Below are 18,127 nucleotides of genomic sequence, written 5' to 3'. Positions count from 1 at the left end.
TCCCCCTTCGTGTAGGCCCCGTCCCGGAGGGGCGCCGTTTCGTGCTGTCCGACCCGATCAAACGGGGGCCCCCGGGCGGAAGGCCGCTTCCGTCCCCGTCCGGCGCCGCGGCGATGCGTGCAGGTTTCCCCATCGCGCCGACAGGCCGCCGAGCGTCCTTCCCGCAGCGTCGAGCCGGCCGAAGGTCCGCAGCGCGTGCGCGATGACGACGGCGGCGGTCGGGTCGCCTCGGAGGGCGAGGATGACGAGGTTGCCGAGGATCAGGTCGGTCAACGGTGTCCACGCCTTGCGCCGGTGGAGGTGGTCGATGGCGATGGCGGCCGCCGCGGCGGCATCCCCCGCCCGCGCTGCCCGCCAGCGCCGTTCGTGGAGGATCTCCGTGCCGGCGACGGTCCTGGCCAGCCGCAGGACCTCGGCGGGCGAGATCCGCGCCGGGTCCCGGGTTCGCCAGAGCGCCAGGGGGCAAACGGCCTCCAACCTCCGTGTCCGGCGGCCCCGGCGTCGCGCGACGTGACTGCGACCGCGACGGCGCTTGGCCGCCGGGGAAGTGACCTTGCCTTGGTGGGTTCCCATGAGACCTCGCTCACTCTGAAGGGACCGGCACGCCCAGGGGCAGCCATGGGGGCCGGTTCGGCAGGGGTGGAGTCGGCGGTCGCCTCAGGCGACGACGACGAGGGCGGGATCGAAGCCCGGCACACGCGCATCCCCACGGGGGTTGGCGACGATCCGCGTCCGGCCGAGCCTGTAGTCCACGGGCCCCGGGGTGATCCCATGCACCCAGAGGCAGGGCGCCCCCCAGGCCTGCATCACGGCGTCTAGGTCGGAGGCCAGGGACGCGGCGACCCACCCGTCGCAGAGCCAGCCGGACCAATCCTCGGGCAGCGAGCGCCGCGAGGGTGCATGGCAGGTCAGCACCACGGCCCGGTCGCCCGGCATGACACCCTCGACGAGCGCCCTGGGCGGCGCCGGATACCCGAGCGATTGGTAGGCGATGGTCGTGAGGGCATCCTCGACGTAGGCGCGCGACCGGGCGTGGACCGCCAGCGCATCGAGAGGCGACCAGGGTCGGCCGCGCCGCAGCAGGATCCGGTCGCAATCCGGCGCGGCGTGCCTGGCGCCGACACGAGCGAGCTTGCCTTGGAAGGCGCCTTCGAGGGACCAGTCCGTCCAGAGGGTCGCGCCGACCACGTGCACGCCGCGGCCGTCCGGCCCCTCAAGCCGGACGGTCTCGTCGGAGAGCAGGTGGATGCCGAGCTCGACGGCGCGCCGCCGTCCCTTGGCGAGGGCCTCGACCAGGGGGATCTCCGACCAATATTCGAGGTTCCCGGGCACCATGACGACCGGACGGCGTCCTTGGCGGCCGCCAAGCGCGGCCGCCAGCCATCCTAGCGAGGCCTCCAGGCCGGCGCAGATGCCACCGGCCACGAGGAGGGCATCGAAGTCCGGCAGGGGATCGGGCAGGGAGAACGCGGGGTTCAGGTCCGCCCGGACATCCGACAGGATCCACAACCGCATGCCGAGAGGATGCTCGACCTTGCCCGTCGCGTCGGGGAAGGCCGCGCCCTCGTGCGACCGCGATCCGGCGCTTCCCCAGGACCTTGGAAGGCGCCGGGACGGGCAGGGGCTCCGCCTCTGCGACGGCACGCCTGGCGCCGGCAAGGGGACCTTCCGATCAAGCTTGGCCAAGCGGCTCATTGGGGGCGCCCCTCCAGTTCCCGGTCCCTGACACGGACGATGGCCTCGACGGCACGGCGGAGGCGACGGACCGAGCCTCCGCTCCAGCGGTGCCGCAGGGCGCGCAACTCGGTCGCGTCGGGCGGCGGCAGGAAGGCGGGGTCGAGGCCACGCTCGCGTGCGATGTCGGCGAGCAAGGCGACGGACAGCGCCTCCACGTGCTCCCGGCCGGGCGCGGGAAACGCCACGACGCGCAGCCGGTCGAGCAGGGGTCCGGGCAACTTCCCGGCATCGTTGGCCGTGCAGACGAAGGACACCCAGGAGAGATCGAGGTCGGTCTGCAGGCACGGATCCGGGAACCGGGCCGCGTTCTCGGGTTCGAGCGTCTGGAGCATGGAATCCCAGATGCGTCCGTATTCCGAGCGCGTCGGGGCCTTGTCGACCTCGTCGACCAGCACGAGGGGATTGGCTTGGGCATGCCGGGCGCAGGCCATGAAGGCGCGGCACGGCTCGGCACTCCACCACCTGCGTTCGGTGCCTCCGAAGGAGGCCCCCGAATCGTTGGTGGCATCCACGCGGAACACGCCGACGCCGAGCGCCTCGCCCAGCCTGCGCACGAAGCGAGACTTACCGGACCCCGGGGGCCCGACCACGACAAGCGGGGGCAGGCGCACGAACTCCTTGCCGACGAGCTCGCCCAGGATGGCGTCGACCGCCCGCCCGGCTTGGCAGAACTCGGCGAGCAGGCGCTCGCGCACCGCGGGCAGGGAAGGCGTGGGGACGAGGCGGAGAGCCTTGCCGATGGCATGCTCGAAGCCGCGCGCCACGTCCCGGCCCTTCCCCGTCCCGGTGGCCGGGCCCGCCGGACAGACGAGCACGTGCCCCGGCCGGACCGCATCCTCCCGTCCCTTCGGCTCCTCCGACACCGCCCTGGCGGGCTTCGGAGGCTGCGGCAGCCTCCTACGGGCCGCATCCTTGCCCGACCGGGCCGCGGCATGCCGCTCCAGGGGCTGCACGGCCTGCTGGCCGACGGCCCGCGCGTGGGCAGCCAAGGTGTCGTCGGCGAGGAAGTCGAGGGTCTGGCCGACGCTGATGGCCGACAGCCCGACCGCCACCGTCCGGGCTTCCGCCTTGAGGTCCTGGAACGCCTGGCCGAGCGCGGCACGCCAGGCGGCGACGGCCGTGTCCACGCCGCGCGGGTCGAGCTCGTCGGCGGGGAACGGGTCGGGAAGCCCGAGGTCAACATAATCGACCTCCCGGTCGCCTTGCGCGGTCGCCGTGACCAGCGCGAGCTGATGCAGGGCGGCTGCGACCTCCTCCAGGCGTTCGAGGTCGTTCCACGCGGCCGCGGCGACACGGGAAGCGAGCGGCTGCACGAGGGCGGACGCGCCGAGCAGTAGGGACGCATCGACGATGTCGCGCATGGTCCGGTCGTCGGTCCTCGCGCAATAGGCGTCGAGGGTCGCGAGGCCACCGGCCAGGATCGTTCCCGGCTCGGTCGGGCGCTCCCGGGACCCGGCGCGCCGGAGGACGTCCCTGCACCGGGACACCATCCCGCCCGTGCGTCGCGGGACGCCGTGAAGGAACGGCACGGTGTAGGGGTTGGCGAGCCATGTCCCGACGAGCGCGCCGAGCGCGGGCTCGATGGCGCCGGCATCGGCCGCGAGCTGCCGCGGGAGCGCGCCGTAGCGCACCGCGTTGTCGAGGCCCGCGCGAAGGACGCGCGGGAACAGCCTCAGCACGACGGCGCGCGCGGTCGATGCGGGAATTCTCGCCATCTGCCTCCAGGGGTCGGGGTCGGGATCGGACGGTCGGGCTTCGGACGCCCTCGCGTCACCGTGCCGGCGAATGGGGTCCGCACGAGTGCGGGACCGGGCGGCGCGGTCCTCAGACCTCGACGACGAGGGCGGGATCGAACGCCGGGTTCTCGCCGCGATACCCCTTCGGGTTGCACAGCACGCGCGTCGCGCCGATGAGGAAGTCCATGGAGGTATGGGTGTGCCCGTGCACCCAGAGCGCTGGCTGGAACCGTTCGATGAGGGGGTCGAGACGCGAGGCGAAGCAGGGGTTGAGCGGGGCGGCCCTGTACCTCGGCGCGACGCATCGGGCGCTCGGCGCGTGGTGGGTGACCACGACCCGCGGACGGCGCTCGCCGCCGACGACCAGGGGCTGCGACAGCTCGCGTTCGAGGTGCCGGCGCGAGCCGAGATGGATGCCGAGCGCGTCCTCGGGCCGGAAATCCCGGGGCCCGCCGCCCGTGTCGGTCGAGATCAGGCGGTGGTCGTTCATGCCGTGGCGCGCATCGTCCATGGATGCTCCACGGTAATCGCGTCCGTCGAGCTCGTAGTCGGTCCAAAGCGTGCAGCCGGTGAAGTCCACGCCGCCGACGGCGACGGTGTCGTTCTCCAGGAGGTGGACGCCGAGGTCCTTGGCGGTCCTTCTCCCCGAGGCGAGCTCCGCCTCGAAGCGACGCCGGTAGAACTCGTGGTTCCCCGCCACGAGGACGGCATCCATGTGCGGGAGGATCGCGTCGGCGACCCAGGCGACGCTCTCGACGAGGCCCTCGCAGACGTCGCCCGCGACGACCGCGACGTCGGCGTCCGGGATGGCCGGGGGCGTCCACGGGACGCCGACGTCGCGGTGAAGGTCGGAAAGGATCCAGATCCGCATGGGTCGAGCCTCCTCTGGTCATCGGGTGGACTTGGTGGCTGTCTGCGGCGCGCCGCCGCTCGGCCGGGGACCGGCGCGCCGGAGGCGACGCCTCGCGCACGTCCCTCGGACGGGACATGGATTCCGGATGGCGGAGGTCAGGGCCGCAAGGCGGGGCGGCTCCGGATCGCGCCTCGGCTTCCGGTCCGCGGTATTCCCCCGACCCCGTCCATCGCGGGCCTAGTGCAGGGGAGTTGCCGTGTCGTCGGCTTGCCGGCCGAGCGCGTAGGTGCGCGAGAGCGTCCTGGCGAACGAGACGCCGTCCGTCGCGTAGAGCGCCGAGGTGGTCACGCGCCGGCCGTCGGGGATGTTGGGGTGGCCGTACACGCGGCCGGTAAGGATGCGCACGGGCGCCGTTCCCACGCTCCAGTCATCGAGCCTGGGGCTCTCGCCGAGCTCGGCCGTGGAAGGACCGTGCCCGTCCCGGATGGCCCCGAGCCCGTCGGCGAGGTCGCGCAGGCGCTCGTCGATGCGACGCTCGTCCATCAGGCGGATGGTCCCGGCCTCGACGCCGATGGCGGCTGCGAGACCGCCCGCGTCGATGGACGCGGCCAGGGGATCACGAGAAACCGCTCGGAGCGCGGCCAGCAGCTGAACGCCCGCGGCCAGGGTCCTGGCGGCGCGGTCGCCCCCGACGAGGTGCGATGCTTCCGCGTACGTCAGGGGAGGCAAGGTCACGGGCAGGGCGCGCACCGGCATGCCCGGGTCGGTGCCGGCGGCCAGCCGCGCCATGGTCCTGGCGAAGGCCGCTCCCGTGGTCCCGCCGCCGCCGCGGCCACAACCGAGCAGCCACGGTGGGGCGAGGCCGTTGCCGGCCGACCCGTCGGCACGGTCTTGTGCCTCCCTGGTCAATGCCTGGCAGGCGGCGAATTCATCCAAGGGCGCCGGCCCCACCGCCAGGACCGCCACGTCGACGTGCTTGCGCACGGCCGGGTCCCGCAGCCACGCGCCTGGCATGTCGAGCACCACGTGACGACCAGCGTCCGACGCTCGCTCAATCGCGTCGACGGTCGGGACGGTGCATCCTTCGAACGTTCCGAAGACCTGCTCGCACATCGCGACGGAACCGTCCGCCGGCGCCCGCGGCGGCAGGGCCGGCTCGCCTTCAAGCCGGCATCGGATGAGCGTCACGGGTTCCCCGAGCGCGGCAAGCACGTCGCTGAGGATCATGGCGGAATGGGTGGCGTCGACCCGTCCGGACGTGCCGAAGAAAGCGCAGATCAATGGGATCCTCCGCAGGCATGCGGACGCGCACGCCATGCCGGGATGTTCCGGGACGGCCACGCGTCGTTCGGTGAATTTGGAAGATGCGAATAATACAGCAAAACCGGGCAAAATAGCAATACACCTACGTATTTGGCAAGTCGTGACCCTGGCTTATGGTTAATGGTGACTATGGGATACGGGCGCGATAGCCCCGGCTCCGCCGGTCGCACGCCGAGCGAGCCGGACGGACCCCCGACGCCGCGGCCAGGGCCATGGCGTCGGGAGAGGCGCCGGGGCCCCTAGGGACCGGCCGGAGCATGGATCAGGCCGGGTAGTTGTCCTCCTCTTCGCGGATGCCGAGCGCGGTTGACCGCGCGCGACCGAGGGTGACCTCCTCGTCCTCCCAGTCGAAGTCCCCATCGAGAACGGAGTGGACCGGAAGGGCATCCCAGTCGACGGCGTCGTCGTAGCCGGAGTCCGCCGGTTGCGGTGCGACGCCCCTGGATCGGTCGAGCACCCTTCTCGCCGTGCCACGGCGGCGGCGGGGTTCCAGCGGGGGGCCCGGGCGGGGACGCGGCGCGGGGCGGGCTTTCGTGAGGGTCTTGTGGCGAACCTGCATGGCGACCTCCGTCTCAGACGCGGGCGGAACAGACGCAGTCCGCCGAATGGCGGGCCGCCGGGAGCTGGGATGCGATGACAGTCCGCCCCGTCCGGACCATCCGACCGGTGCCACGGCGGGCGGAACGGACGTACGAGGCGAGCCGGCGCCGGTCGGAGCGGGCGCCCGGGTCCACGGGGTGCTCGTCGAGGTCGACGGCGAGGTCGAGGAGGTCGTCCCGGAGCCTCATCTCCGCGACGGTCGCCCCTTCCGTCATGGCCTCGACGACGCGGGCGCGGTCGAGTTCGGCCGCGTAGGGGTCGTCGGCGGCGATGCGCAGCGCGGCGGCAAGCCCGACGGCCCTCCAGTGGAGGCTGCCGCAGGTGCAGCCGGCCCGGAGGCTCGCGACCTCGTCGCGGCGGAGCGAACCGGTTCGAACCGGCAACGCACGCGGTCCCGCGGGTAGGGCCTTGCCGCCGGACGCGAGCATCCAGGGGGGTGCCTGGGCGTCGGTGGGCTGCGCGGCCTTCGAAGCCATGGCGCGGCGGGCCCCGTCATGCGCCAGCGGCTCTGCCCCGAAGGTGACCACGGACAGGTCGAGGCGCCGCCGGACGGAGGCGTTGCCGAGCTGCGCCAACGGAAGCGCCAGCATCAGGTGGCGTCCCCGCTCGGACGCCTCGTCGAGGTAGGCGGGCACGACGTCGACGATGTTGTACCCTCCAGCCAACACCCCGGACTTGGATGCGTCGGCTCGGCACAGGGCGTTATTCGCAAGCAGGGCGGCGTGGCTGGCTGAGCTGTCGTCGGCAAAAAACCCGATGTTCATCACGGAAACTCCGCAATCGGCCCGTGCCTCTCGGGCACAATGCAATATTAGACTGCCCGGATACTTCCGATCAAGAAAAATCTCTAGCGACTAGAGAATTGGCGGCAGCCAGAGTTAAGAAGTCCTTCGCGCAAGGCCGCCGTTGGCTACCCCCGCGTAGTGAGCGTGAGGCGGCGCGTCCCACCCGCCGTCCGGGGACGGCGCTCCGCAAGCCCAAAGAAGGGGGTGATCCGTGGCAGGATCCGGGCCCGGGCACCGGCCAGCGGAGTCCCCGCCTCGTAACCGTCGTGCAGGCCTTGAAGCTCGTGAGATCGTCGAGGTCGTGCCAAGCGGTGAGGTCCAGGGTTCTGACGGTCTTCGCCGTGCCGCTTCGCCTGATGCTGCCCGACGGCAAATTCGGGCTGGGCCGCACGCTGCGTTCACGTTATGTTCCTACATGGCGGGGCCTTAGGCCTAGGGTCATGCCCAGGCATACGGCATCATCGCGGCAACGAATCGTGGACAACCCCCGAATCGAAGCGTGACGGGGCCCGGAGCGGGAACGTACACCGGGCATCGTCCGGTTGTTGGCGTGCCGGAACGCCGGCATCGGGCGGAAACGGGATGGAATGGCGACGCAGCTCGACTGGACGAAGCTCCTCGACACGAGGCGGCGCAAGGATGACGAGGCGGTGCCGAGATCGGGCCTGCAGGACGACGCCGCGCCGCCGGAGCGGGTCGCGAGGGCCCATGAGGCGCGGACCGAACTGGAGCGTGATCACGACCGCATCCTCTTCTCGACGCCCGTCCGTCGCCTCCAGGACAAGACGCAGGTCTTTCCGCTTGAGCGCAACGACAGCGTCCGCACCCGGCTGACCCATAGCCACGAGGTCGCGAACATGGCCCGTAGCATGGGGACGACGCTGGCGTTCGTGCACGGCGACGTGCTCGGGTTTCCCGAGGAGGTTCAGCCGCTGCGCAACGTTCCGGCGCTCCTCGAAGCGGTGGGGTTGGCGCATGACCTGGGCAACCCGCCCTTCGGCCACCAGGGCGAGGATGCGATCCAGGGATGGATGGCGCGGAACGCTGCGCCACGGGCCGAGAACGGCGGCTCCCTCGGGATCTTCGACGGCTGGGCGCCGACGGAAGCCCGGCGGCAGGACTTCCTGCGTTTCGAGGGGAACGCCCAGGCCTTCCGGCTGCTCACGAGGCTGCAGATCGTCAACGACGAGTACGGCCTGAACATGACCTATGCGTTCCTGGCGGCGCTGATGAAGTATCCCGTCCCGTCGAACGAGACCCAGAAGGGGTCGCAGTCCCGGAAGAAGTTCAACTTCTTCCAATCCGAGGCCGACATCGTCGAGGCCGTCTGGGCCAGGACCGGCCTCGCCAAGGGCATCCGCCATCCCCTGACCTACGTCATGGAGGCGTGCGACGACATCGCCTACTCGGTCGTGGACGTCGAGGACGCGGCCAAGAAGGGGCTGATCAACTTCAACGTCCTGATGGCCTGGCTGAAGCACCATGGCGAGGGCGACGAGGTCACGTCGAAGGTCGTGGACAAGGCCGAGCAGCGCCATTCCGGCTTCCGGGCGAAGAACCTGTCGCCGCGCGAGCTCGACGACATCTCGATGCAGATGTTCCGGGTCGACGCCATCGGTTGGATGGTCAACGCCGCCGTCGAGGCCTTCGTCGAGAACAGGGGCGCCATCCTTTGCGGGACGTTCGACAAGGAGCTGATGGCCGTATCGAAGGCGAACGGTCTCTGGGCCTCGCTGAAGTCCTTCGCAAGGCTGCACGTCTATTCGCACCGGAAGGTGCTGGAGGTGGAACTGGAAGGGCATCGCACCATCCACGCGCTGATGGACATCTTCTGGTCAGCCATCACTGACAGGGCGGACCCGACGGACCTGTCCTCTCGGCGCCCACCCTTGTCGGGCTACGTCTATTCGCTCATCTCCGAGAACTACCGGCGCGTGGCCGAGGGGCCGAACAACAGGATGCCGATGCGCTACCGGGAGCTCCAGCTCCTCACCGACATGGTCTCGGGCATGAGCGACAGCTTCGCCATCGCGCTCCACGACGACCTGAGGCGCCACCATGGGTGAGCGCGGGACGGTGGCCGGGAACGCCGGCGAGCTCGCCCGACGCGTGCGGGCCTTCATCGAGGATGCCTCCAGGGGTGGTGGCGAGATCGCCGACATGGTCGGGCACCTGGGAGCCGTCGGCGAGGTCGCCATCTTCGGCGGCATGCCCCGAGACCTCGCGCGCGGCGGCGCCGACGCGTTCCGGTCCGACGTCGACCTCGTGGTCGATGCCTCCTCCGAGGCACTGGCCGAGTTGCTGCGGGACGGACCCGCGGTCCGCAACCGATTCGGCGGCTACCGCGTCGCCGGACACCGGCACTCCTACGATGTCTGGGCCCTTCCCTCCACGTGGGCGATCCGGTGCGGGCATGTCGAGGCCACCGGCCTGACGGACCTCCTCAGGACCACCTTCTTCGACCGCGACGCGGTCCTCTACCTTTGCAAGGCGGACAGGGTCCATCACGCGAGGCGATACTGGTCGTCCCTCAGGCACGCCACGGTCGACATCAACCTTGAGGCCAATCCGAACACGGCGGGCACCATCGCGCGGGCCCTGCGCCTCGTCCTCGATTGGGAGCAGAAGGCCGGTCCCCGCTTGGTCGAGTACCTTTCCGAGAAATCGCGCACTTCCTCGCACCTGCTCGACCACGCGACGAGGGACAGGCTCCAGGCGCTCACGACGGCATGGGCGCGTTCCGGGGGATGCCAGGACGCTTCGGCCGGGCGTCGGGGTACGGGATACCGGTCCAGGGCCCGGCGCCGGACCGGCGCCAACGGTGCGTGTGCCTGAGTGAGCCGCTGTCGAGCGACTTGCAGCCGGGCTCGCCGAGGCGGGCTCCCAGCCGGCACGGGTAGCTTCGCCGCGGCGCGCGTCTCAACCGCTGCGTCGCCGGGTCGGGTCGGCGGCCTTGGCATCATGCCGCGTGGGGAAGTCGCGGGAGGACACGGCATCCTTGCACCGTGACCGGACGACCCATGCCCTGGGCCCCACCGGACAGCGACGGGCCTTCCCCGGGCGACGTGAATGCCGTACCGCCTCCGGTGGCTGGAGGAGCGGGCATGGAGAACAAGACCTTCGCGATCGGGACGCTCTCGGAGAAGGCCGGGGTCAAGGTCCCCACCATCCGCTACTACGAGATCAACGGGCTCCTTCCGGCCGCCGTCCGGACGGACACGAACAGGCGGACCTACGACGAGGCCACCGTGCGCCGTCTCAGGTTCATCCGGCATGCGCGCGACCTGGGATTCGACGTGGAGGCCATCCGGTCGATGCTCGACCTCGCCGACCGGGGCGACGGTCCTCGCGGCGAGGATGACGTGATCGCGCGCCGGCACCTCGCCGCCATCGACAGCCGCCTGGCCCGCCTTTCGGCGCTCCGGATCGAGGTGCAGGCGGTCGCCGACCGAGGGCCAGGGGGCCGCATCGTCGAAGCACTGGCCGACGCCGACGACTGACCGGCAGCCATACCTCGGAGGGAAGCACGGGCCTACGGTCCCGCACGCACCGACCACCCGCAGGAAGCGGCCGGCGCCGTACTACCAGGACAGCACGAGGGTGGGTAACGGTCAGCCGAAGACCGGGCGACGCCTGTAGCGGTGCGGACAAGCTGCACCGCTACAGGCCCTACGCAGTGCGACCAAGGTCGCAGGGGCCGGGCGGCACGCATCCAAGCCGCGGAAACGGCGTTACAAAGGCGGCTAAGGCAATCCCGACGAAGTGGAGGGCTGCGCCACATCGGGAGGGTACCTCGGCCGCATGAAGCGTCATCCCGTCGTCATCGGCATCCATGGCTTGGCGAACAAGCCGCCCGTCGACGAGAAGACGCGGTGGTGGAAGGCGGCCATCGCCGAAGGCCTTGCCCGCAACGAGGAAATGCCAGATGCGGGCTTCGCCTTCGAGTTCGTCTACTGGGCCGACCTCCGGTACGAGGCTCCCCTCACGGAGGCCGAGAACCGGGAGCCGTATCGGCCCTACGACGGCGCTGGACCGCTCCCCGGGGGCGACGAGGCGCCGGAAACCACGGCCAAGGACGTCCTGGCGCCGGTATACGCGGGCATCGACACCATCGAGAAGATGACAGGCGTCACGCTCGTCGACGACCTGATCCTGGAACATCGCTTCGACGACCTCTGGCATTACCACGTCGACCAGGCATTCGCGCGGCGGGTCCGGGCCCGGCTGGCCGAACGCCTGCGGGCCTTCAGGGACCATCGCATCCTGCTCGTTGCGCACTCGATGGGATCGGTCGTTGCCTACGACGTGCTGCGCATGCTGGAACGCGAGGATCCCTCCTTGCGGGTCGAGCACCTCGTGACCGCCGGCTCGCCGCTCGGATTGGCGAAGGTGAGGCTGAAGATCGAGTCGGAGCACGGACGCCCGAGGGTGCCGGACACCGTCGGGCAGTGGACGAACCTTGCCGACGGCGACGACGTCGTCGCGATCATGGGAGCCCTGAAGGCGGTCTTCGAGCCGAACGGCCGTGGTTCGCATGTGGTCGACCGGCGCGTGGTGAACGGCTACCGGCGGCCGGACGGCGAGCCGAACCACCACAAGTCCTACGGGTATCTGCGCACACCGGAGTTCTCGCGCATCGCGCGCGGGTTCGCGAACCCATCGCTTGCCATCCCTCGGGCGAGGGAACGGGCCTAGGCGAGCCCATGCCCCGTCGCCACCGTGCCGCGCCGTTCGCCGATGCGCCCCGACGGAATTCGTGCCGTCCCGTCACCGCTATCGACGAGGCCCGCCATCCCTTGCCGAGCTGCGGTGGCAGCGCTGGGGTATCCAACACCATCGGGTCCTCGTGTCCTGCCGTTCGTCGACGGCCTTCCCGTCATAACGGCGGCGCCCCAGGCCTCATCCCTGCGTCCGGAATACGGCCGCCTGAAGGGTTGCCTCACATGTCGAGCGACCCCGAAAAGGCTTCCGGCAACTCCCCACGACCGCCGGACCAGGAACCTTCACGTCCGGATCTGCCGCCCCCCATCCCTGGGCACAGGATGGCCCCTGCGGTCGGGTGACGTAGACCGATGCTCAGATCGGCCTGGCCTGATCGAAAGCCTTGAGCAGCTGGTCCGCCAGATAGGGTTTGGGCACGAACCTGCCGTGGTCGGGCACCTCGCACGCAATGGGACGACATCGTCCGGACGTCAGCACCAATCGAATGTGGGGCCAACACTCGGCCACCCGCGACGCCAATGCAAAGCCGTTCATGGACCCCGGCATCTCGATGTCAGTAAAAAGCACCCCGACATCGTCGCTCCGGCTTTGAAGAACCGTCCAGGCTTCATCGGCGCTCGATGCCTCGATGACGGTGAACCCGGCATCTTCCAGCATGTCTACGGCCATGAGGCGAACGAGCCCTTCGTCCTCGACGACCAGGACCAGGGAGGGGGAGGATTGCTGAGGACCGGACATGGAACGAGAACGATCACGAGCACGTGAGGTTCACTCAGGTTAAGAAATCCATGCCCCAGCAAGCGAGACGTCTGCGTGCCTAGGCATCAGCGTCCGGCTGAGCCGCTGCGCACGCGCCACTCTCATGGTGCTTCCCTCCGTGCAGCGGCCGGACGAGGCGCGGCGCGGTGACACCTTTGCCAGCTGCAGGCCGACTCGGCCTTCCGTCGATCCGACGAGCCGGATCCGGGATCAGGCGCAAGCCTAGGCAAGGGCGGGGCATGGCCGCCAGCGGCTTGGGTGGCAGGCTCCCGGCGTCATCGTCAACGCGGACGCAACGCGTGCCCCCAACGTTGGCGCCCATCGCGATCACGTATGCGCAATCCACGGATGCCTGGTCCGCCCGGGCCAGGGAGGGAAAGCCTATGCCACGGGATCACCGTCGAAGCGCAACCTCACGAGTCCCTTGCGCATCCGGATAGCGAAGACCGGCGGTGTGTCCGCTTCCGCGACGCCGAAGGCGCCAGTCAAATTCCGCCCGTCCGGACCGGGCCCATCGAGGGGCCCATCCAGGGTGAAGGTCGACCGGATGTCCCTTAGCGGCGCTCACACGTCGCGTCGCGGCCTGAGCTCCACCACCTTGCCGGACCCGTCCGCGTCGCCCCTGAGCGTTCCGAGCACCTCGGCGACCTTGAGGGCGAGTTGCTCGCGCTTGAACGGCTTGCCGAGGAGATGCACCCCGTCGTCGAGCCGGCCGTGATGCACGATGCTGTTCTCGGTGTAGCCGGACATGAAGAGCACCCGCACGTCCGGCCGCAGCGCGAGGACGCGCTCCGAAAGCTCGCGGCCTCGCACCTTGCCGGGCAGGACCACGTCGGTCAGCAGCAGGTCGATGGCGGATGCGTCCGGGCCGAGGACGCGCAGCGCCTCCTCGCCGTCGGCGGCCTCCAGCACCCGGTAGCCGAGGTCGGCGAGGATCGCGCACGCGATCTCGCGCACCGCCGCCTCGTCCTCCACCACCAGCACGGTGACGGAGCCGCGCGGCAGTTCCACGGGCGCGCCGGTGCGCTGGCGGGCAGCCGCCGCATTCCCGACGGCCCGCGGCAGGTAGAGCTTCACCGTCGTGCCCTCGCCGGGTTCCGAGTAGACCTTCACGTGCCCGCCCGACTGCTTGACGAAGCCGAACACCATGGCGAGCCCGAGGCCGGTGCCCTTTCCGTCGGGCTTGGTCGTGAAGAACGGCTCGAACACGCGGGCCACGACCTCCGGGGCCATGCCGTGCCCGGTGTCGGACACCGCGACCATCGCGTAGTCCCCGGGCACGACCTCGGCATGGTGGCGGGCGTACTCCTGGTCGAGCACCTTGTTGCCGAGCTCGATGGTGAGGCGCCCGCCGCCCGGCATCGCGTCACGCGCGTTCAGGGCCAGGTTCAGGACGGCGCTCTCAAGCTGCGCCGGGTCGGCCATCGCCGGCCACAGCCCGGCGGTCTCGACGTAGCGCACCTCGATGTGCTCGCCCAGCGTGCGCCGGAGCAGGGGCACGAGGTCCGGCATGGTCGCGGCCAAATCGATGGCGGCCGGCGCCAGCGGCTGCTTGCGGGCGAAGGCGAGGAGCTGGCCCGTCAGGGTCGCGCCGCGCTGGGCCGCCCAGGCTGCGCGCTGGATCCGGTCCTGCAGCTTGGGGTCGTCGCTGAGCTTGGAGCGTACGATCTCCAGGTTTCCCAGGATGACCTGGAGCAGGTTGTTGAAGTCGTGCGCGATGCCGCCGGTCAACTGGCCGATGGCCTGCATCTTCTGCGCCTCGCGCAGCACGCCCTCGGCCTGGGCACGCTTGGTCATGTCGGAGATGGTCAGGACCAAGCCGCCGTCCGGCATCGGTGTCCGACGGATCTCCAGGTGGTGTCCATCGGCGCGCTCGCGCTCGTAGGTGGTGGCCTCCCGGGGGTTTTGGCTTCCGTGCCGGACCTGGTCCTCGCTCTCCAGCGCCGCGCGTCCCGGCTCGGCCGTGTGCTCGGCGAAGGCACCGTAGGCGGTGCCCGGCCGAAGCATGGCCTTCGGCAAGTCGAGCAGCACCTGGAAGCACTCGTTCCAGCTCACGAGCCTGCGGTCGGGCCCGAACACCGCCACGCCCTGGCTGAGGCTGTCCAGGGTGGTCCGCAGGCGCAACGCCAGGTCCCGCTGCTCCGCCTCCGTCCGGTGGGAGTGCGACCACGCCTGGTTCAGGAGCCGGGCCGCCCAAAGCAGCGTCAGGACGGCGAGCACGGAGCCGCCGATGACCAGCCAGCGTACCCAGGCTGCGCGGGCATCGTTCTGGGCGAGGCGCTCGTCCAGCAGCCGCTGCTCGTCGACGAGCATGACGTCGAGGATGGCCTCGGCATCCTTCATATGATTGCGGCCTGCATCCGTGGCCACGATGCGCAGCGCCGATTCCAGGCCGCCGTCGCGGCGCGCCTGCACGGTCTGGGCGAGTTCCTCCAGCTTGTGCTGGGCCACCGGCGCGAGGACGCGCAGGCGCTCCTGCTGTGCCATGTTGTCGGACGTGAGCTTCTGCAGCTCGCCCTGGAGCACGCCGATGCGGTCGCGTGCGGCGTTGTAGGGGCTGAGGTAGTCGGGGTTGCCGGTCAGGAGGTAGCCGCGCTGGCCCCGCTCGGCGTCGCGCAACGCGATGGAAAGGTCCTTGGTCGTTGTCAGCACCCGGTAGCTGTGCATCGACCACTCCCGGGCCTCGCGGGAGGCGTTCAGGCGCTCCCAGGCCATTGCGCCGACGAGGCACAGGATGACGACCAGCACGCCGAAGACCATCAGGTTGGCGCGGGCAACGAGGTAACGTGTCATTGGTGTTCGATCCGCGAACGGCGATGGTCGGAGATCTGGCGGCCAGCGGCGAAGGTCCCGTGCGCGTTCGCATCCCGCCTACCATGCATTGGGACAGAATCTGCGGGATTGTCGAGGCCTCCCGACTGGTTCCGACCTTTCGTGCCGAGAACCATCCGGCGACACCCGTCGCGAGACCATCGCCTCAGGTCATCCACCACCCGGGGCTTCCGAATCCCTCCCAGCTGGGAAACGGTCGGCTCCCGCAGATGCAGCCTTAGGCAACGCATGCCTTGGCCACCGGATCTGCGCCGAGCGTTAAGGGGCGACCGTCACCGGCCACCGGATGGCAAACGACTGCGGTTGACCCACGGGCGGGCCGACCTGCGATGGGTCCTCCTGCTACCGCCACTCGCCGAGATGCGCGCGGACGTCCGGCGACTTCGCGGGCCCGCCTCCCTCCAACGCCGCGGATGAGCCCGAGCGATCAAGTCGCTCGGTCGGTGCGAGGGTTCAAGCGGCGAGGGCACTTCCCGTTTCGCCCCCGGCCGCCTTCAGGCAGGCCGCGACGGCGTCCCGCAGCGAGGACACGTAGACGTCCGCACCGAGCTGTCGACCGATGGCGGCGTCGGTGAGAACCTTCTCGCCGACAGGCCAGAGCCCGACCAGCACCGGCATGCCCGGCGCGCGCCGCTTCAGGCGCTCCAGCAGGTAGCGCAGGTGCGCCGGGTTGCCGGAGATGTCGAGGTAGGAGATGCACACCATCGCCACGCCGGTGAGGTCGAGGTCGCGGATGCGGTCGCGCGAAACCGCCTCGTGACCGGCGACCTTGGCCCCGAGCCCATGCTTGCGCAGCAACTGCGCCAGCATGGCCGAGGATGCCTCGTCTAGGGGGCCGCGTCCGGCGATGCACAGCACCGGCGCATCGCCGCGCCACGCCTCGGGGAGCGCCTCGCGAGGCGGCGCCTGGCCGGGCACGGCCTCGTTCTTGGGATGGGTCCGTTCAGCCAGGGTCGGAGTTTCGTTCGGGTTGACGGCCTTGTCCTCGCCCTTCGGCTCGACGTCGGAATGGTCCTCGAAGTCCTCGACGAGGGAACGGGAGGACGCCCGGATGTTCTCCAGCTGCGCGGGCGTGACGACCCCGCGCCCGAAGTCGTTGGCCGCGAGTTGAAGCCCCTTCAGAGCGACCTCGTCGTAGTAGGAGGAGAGCGAGCGCTCCTTTAGCATCGCCTCGGCAAGGTCTCGCACCTCGTCAGGGTCCCCGGCCAGCATCCGTTGGTAGAAGTTCTCGATGGGCGTCAGGGGCGGCCGGTCGCCCAGCATGATGTCGAGGAACTCCAGGCTGTCGACGTGGCGTCCGAGCACCACGAGGCAGACGGTGAAGGGGGTGGCCAGGATCAGGCCGATGGGCCCCCAGAGGAATCCCCAGAACAGGGTGGAGACGATCACCGCGAAGGGGGAGAGCCCGGTCGAGTGCCCGTAGAGCAGGGGCTCGATGACCTGACCGAAGATGGGCTCGGCAATCAGGAACAGGGCGGCGGTGGCGATGACCATCGACCAGCCCGGGTCGACGGCGGCTGCCAGGGCGACCGGGAGGATCCCGGAGATGAAGGCACCGATGTAGGGCACGAAGCGCATGAGCGCCGAGAACACGCCCCATAATAGGGGATTGGGCACTCCGATGAACCAGAGGCCCACGCCGATGATGACGCCGAAGGTGGCGTTCATGCCGAGTTGGGCCAGGAAGTAGGTGCCGAGGCGGGCCGCGGCATCGTCCATGGCCACCGTGGTGCGGTGGAGGTCGCCCGACCCGAACAGGCGGATCATGCGGTTGCGCAGGTCCTCGCGCTGCAGGAGCAGGAAGACCACCACGACCAGGACGATGCCCACGGTGGTCAGCGGCTCGAAGATCGGGCCGAGCACCTTCTCCGCCAGAGCCAACGGTGAGATCTCGGGCTCCTGCACCCGGACGAGCTGCGCCTTCGGCGTGTCGCCGGCCGGACCGGTCGCCGCGGCGGTGCCGGCGGCATCGGCCTTCTGGGTGGCATCGTGAACCTGATGGTTGAACTTCGCGATGACCCGATTGGCTTGGCCCAGCCAGCCTTCCTGCAGCCCGGCGAACTTCTTCTGCACGGTGGCCTGGTACTGCGGCAGGTTGCCGGCGAGCCCGGCGACCTGCGTGCCGATGAGAGCACCGATGCCGCCGATGACCGCCAGGGCCAGCAGGACGGCGACGATCACGGACGGGACGCGTCCCAGCTTGATCCGGCGCAACAGGTTGACCACGGGCGCCAGGACAAAGCTGAGGAGAACCGCCAGGACTAGCGGGATGAAGACCTCGCGTCCGAAGTAGAGGGCGGCGATCAGCACGACGCCGACCGCAAGGGTCAGGAGGCCGCGCAAGCCCGGCACGAGCGGCGGCGGCACCTGTGCGGGTGGGCGCGGGGCGGTGGCTTCGTCAGCCGGCATGGGAAAACTCCTCGACGCGAGGCCGACGGTACGCGGCGCACGGCCTCCCAACGCGGAACGGGGCGCTTTGGACCCTCGTCCCGGCGAACACCGTCGAATGCCGTGCCGCTGGGGCGGCACGACGCGGAACGGTTACTCGACGCTTGGCGATACCGTCGGTAAGGACCCGCTCGACAAAGCGATGCGCTCGCTCCTCTCACATGCGACGTGTCAGCCGCCTGGCGGCATCGTCGAGGTCGGGCGCGGGGTCGATGCCTACCTGGCTCGGCATCAGGGCCACCGAACGCGAAGGCCGTGACGTTTGCACTGCTCGCTGGGCTCGCCTCACGGGAGTACCACGTCCGTAATCGCGGGGGCTTGTTCGAGCTCAT

Annotated in this window: 14 protein-coding genes; 4 read left to right on the top strand and 10 right to left on the bottom strand. The window is 70.1% G+C overall.

Annotation, left to right across the window (positions count from 1 at the left end; all coding sequences use genetic code 11):
- Positions 1-57: 57 nt before the first annotated feature.
- From OF380_RS26050 to OF380_RS26020, 7 genes are all read right to left on the bottom strand, one after another.
- A complete protein-coding gene (locus OF380_RS26050; protein WP_264048530.1) occupies positions 58-477 on the bottom strand; it encodes a hypothetical protein in 420 nt (139 codons plus the stop codon).
- 180 nt (positions 478-657) lie between these two features.
- Positions 658-1,515, bottom strand: a complete 858-nt coding sequence (locus OF380_RS26045; RefSeq protein WP_264048529.1) for a metallophosphoesterase family protein — start codon at positions 1,513-1,515, stop codon at positions 658-660.
- Between the two features lie 176 nt (positions 1,516-1,691).
- Positions 1,692-3,452, bottom strand: a complete 1,761-nt coding sequence (locus OF380_RS26040) for an AAA family ATPase (RefSeq protein WP_264048528.1) — start codon at positions 3,450-3,452, stop codon at positions 1,692-1,694.
- 109 nt (positions 3,453-3,561) lie between these two features.
- Positions 3,562-4,344, bottom strand: a complete 783-nt coding sequence (locus OF380_RS26035) for a metallophosphoesterase (protein ID WP_264048527.1) — start codon at positions 4,342-4,344, stop codon at positions 3,562-3,564.
- 219 nt (positions 4,345-4,563) lie between these two features.
- Positions 4,564-5,607, bottom strand: a complete 1,044-nt coding sequence (locus tag OF380_RS26030; protein WP_264048526.1) for a DUF6634 family protein — start codon at positions 5,605-5,607, stop codon at positions 4,564-4,566.
- 304 nt (positions 5,608-5,911) lie between these two features.
- Positions 5,912-6,106: a hypothetical protein gene (locus OF380_RS26025; protein WP_264048525.1), complete on the bottom strand. Its 195-nt coding sequence runs from the start codon at positions 6,104-6,106 to the stop codon at positions 5,912-5,914.
- Between the two features lie 115 nt (positions 6,107-6,221).
- Positions 6,222-7,013: a hypothetical protein gene (locus tag OF380_RS26020; protein WP_264048524.1), complete on the bottom strand. Its 792-nt coding sequence runs from the start codon at positions 7,011-7,013 to the stop codon at positions 6,222-6,224.
- Positions 7,014-7,621: 608 nt separating this feature from the next.
- Between OF380_RS26020 and dgt the strand changes: the two genes are divergently transcribed.
- The 4 genes from dgt to OF380_RS26000 all read left to right on the top strand — a co-directional run bounded on the left by dgt (position 7,622) and on the right by OF380_RS26000 (position 11,729).
- On the top strand, positions 7,622-9,100 hold the full coding sequence (gene dgt, locus OF380_RS26015; protein WP_264048522.1) for a dGTP triphosphohydrolase: 1,479 nt from the start codon (positions 7,622-7,624) through the stop codon (positions 9,098-9,100).
- Positions 9,093-9,869, top strand: a complete 777-nt coding sequence (locus OF380_RS26010) for a hypothetical protein (protein ID WP_264048521.1) — start codon at positions 9,093-9,095, stop codon at positions 9,867-9,869. The genes dgt and OF380_RS26010 overlap by 8 nt, the downstream gene beginning before the upstream one ends.
- A 269-nt stretch (positions 9,870-10,138) precedes the next feature.
- Positions 10,139-10,534, top strand: a complete 396-nt coding sequence (locus OF380_RS26005; RefSeq protein WP_264048520.1) for a MerR family transcriptional regulator — start codon at positions 10,139-10,141, stop codon at positions 10,532-10,534.
- Positions 10,535-10,835: 301 nt separating this feature from the next.
- The gene (locus OF380_RS26000) at positions 10,836-11,729 is read left to right on the top strand and encodes a lipase family protein (protein ID WP_264048519.1); all 894 of its coding nucleotides are present in this window, start codon (positions 10,836-10,838) and stop codon (positions 11,727-11,729) included.
- A 381-nt stretch (positions 11,730-12,110) separates the two neighbouring features.
- On the opposite strand, the gene OF380_RS25995 is transcribed toward OF380_RS26000, so the two are convergent.
- The 3 genes from OF380_RS25995 to OF380_RS25985 form a co-directional block, all read right to left on the bottom strand.
- A complete protein-coding gene (locus tag OF380_RS25995; RefSeq protein WP_264048518.1) occupies positions 12,111-12,494 on the bottom strand; it encodes a response regulator in 384 nt (127 codons plus the stop codon).
- A 585-nt stretch (positions 12,495-13,079) separates the two neighbouring features.
- The gene (locus tag OF380_RS25990; RefSeq protein WP_264048517.1) at positions 13,080-15,308 is read right to left on the bottom strand and encodes a CHASE3 domain-containing protein; all 2,229 of its coding nucleotides are present in this window, start codon (positions 15,306-15,308) and stop codon (positions 13,080-13,082) included.
- A 492-nt stretch (positions 15,309-15,800) separates the two neighbouring features.
- Positions 15,801-17,756 carry an AI-2E family transporter gene (locus OF380_RS25985; RefSeq protein ID WP_264048516.1) on the bottom strand — a complete coding sequence of 652 codons (1,956 nt, stop codon included), beginning with the start codon at positions 17,754-17,756 and terminating at the stop codon, positions 15,801-15,803.
- Positions 17,757-18,127 lie beyond the last annotated feature (371 nt).

Origin of the sequence: Methylobacterium sp. FF17 (assembly GCF_025813715.1) — a bacterium.
GTDB classification, from domain to species: Bacteria; Pseudomonadota; Alphaproteobacteria; order Rhizobiales; family Beijerinckiaceae; genus Methylobacterium; species Methylobacterium flocculans.
Note: the sequence above shows the minus strand (reverse complement) of the source record. Positions and strands in the feature narration are given on the sequence as shown.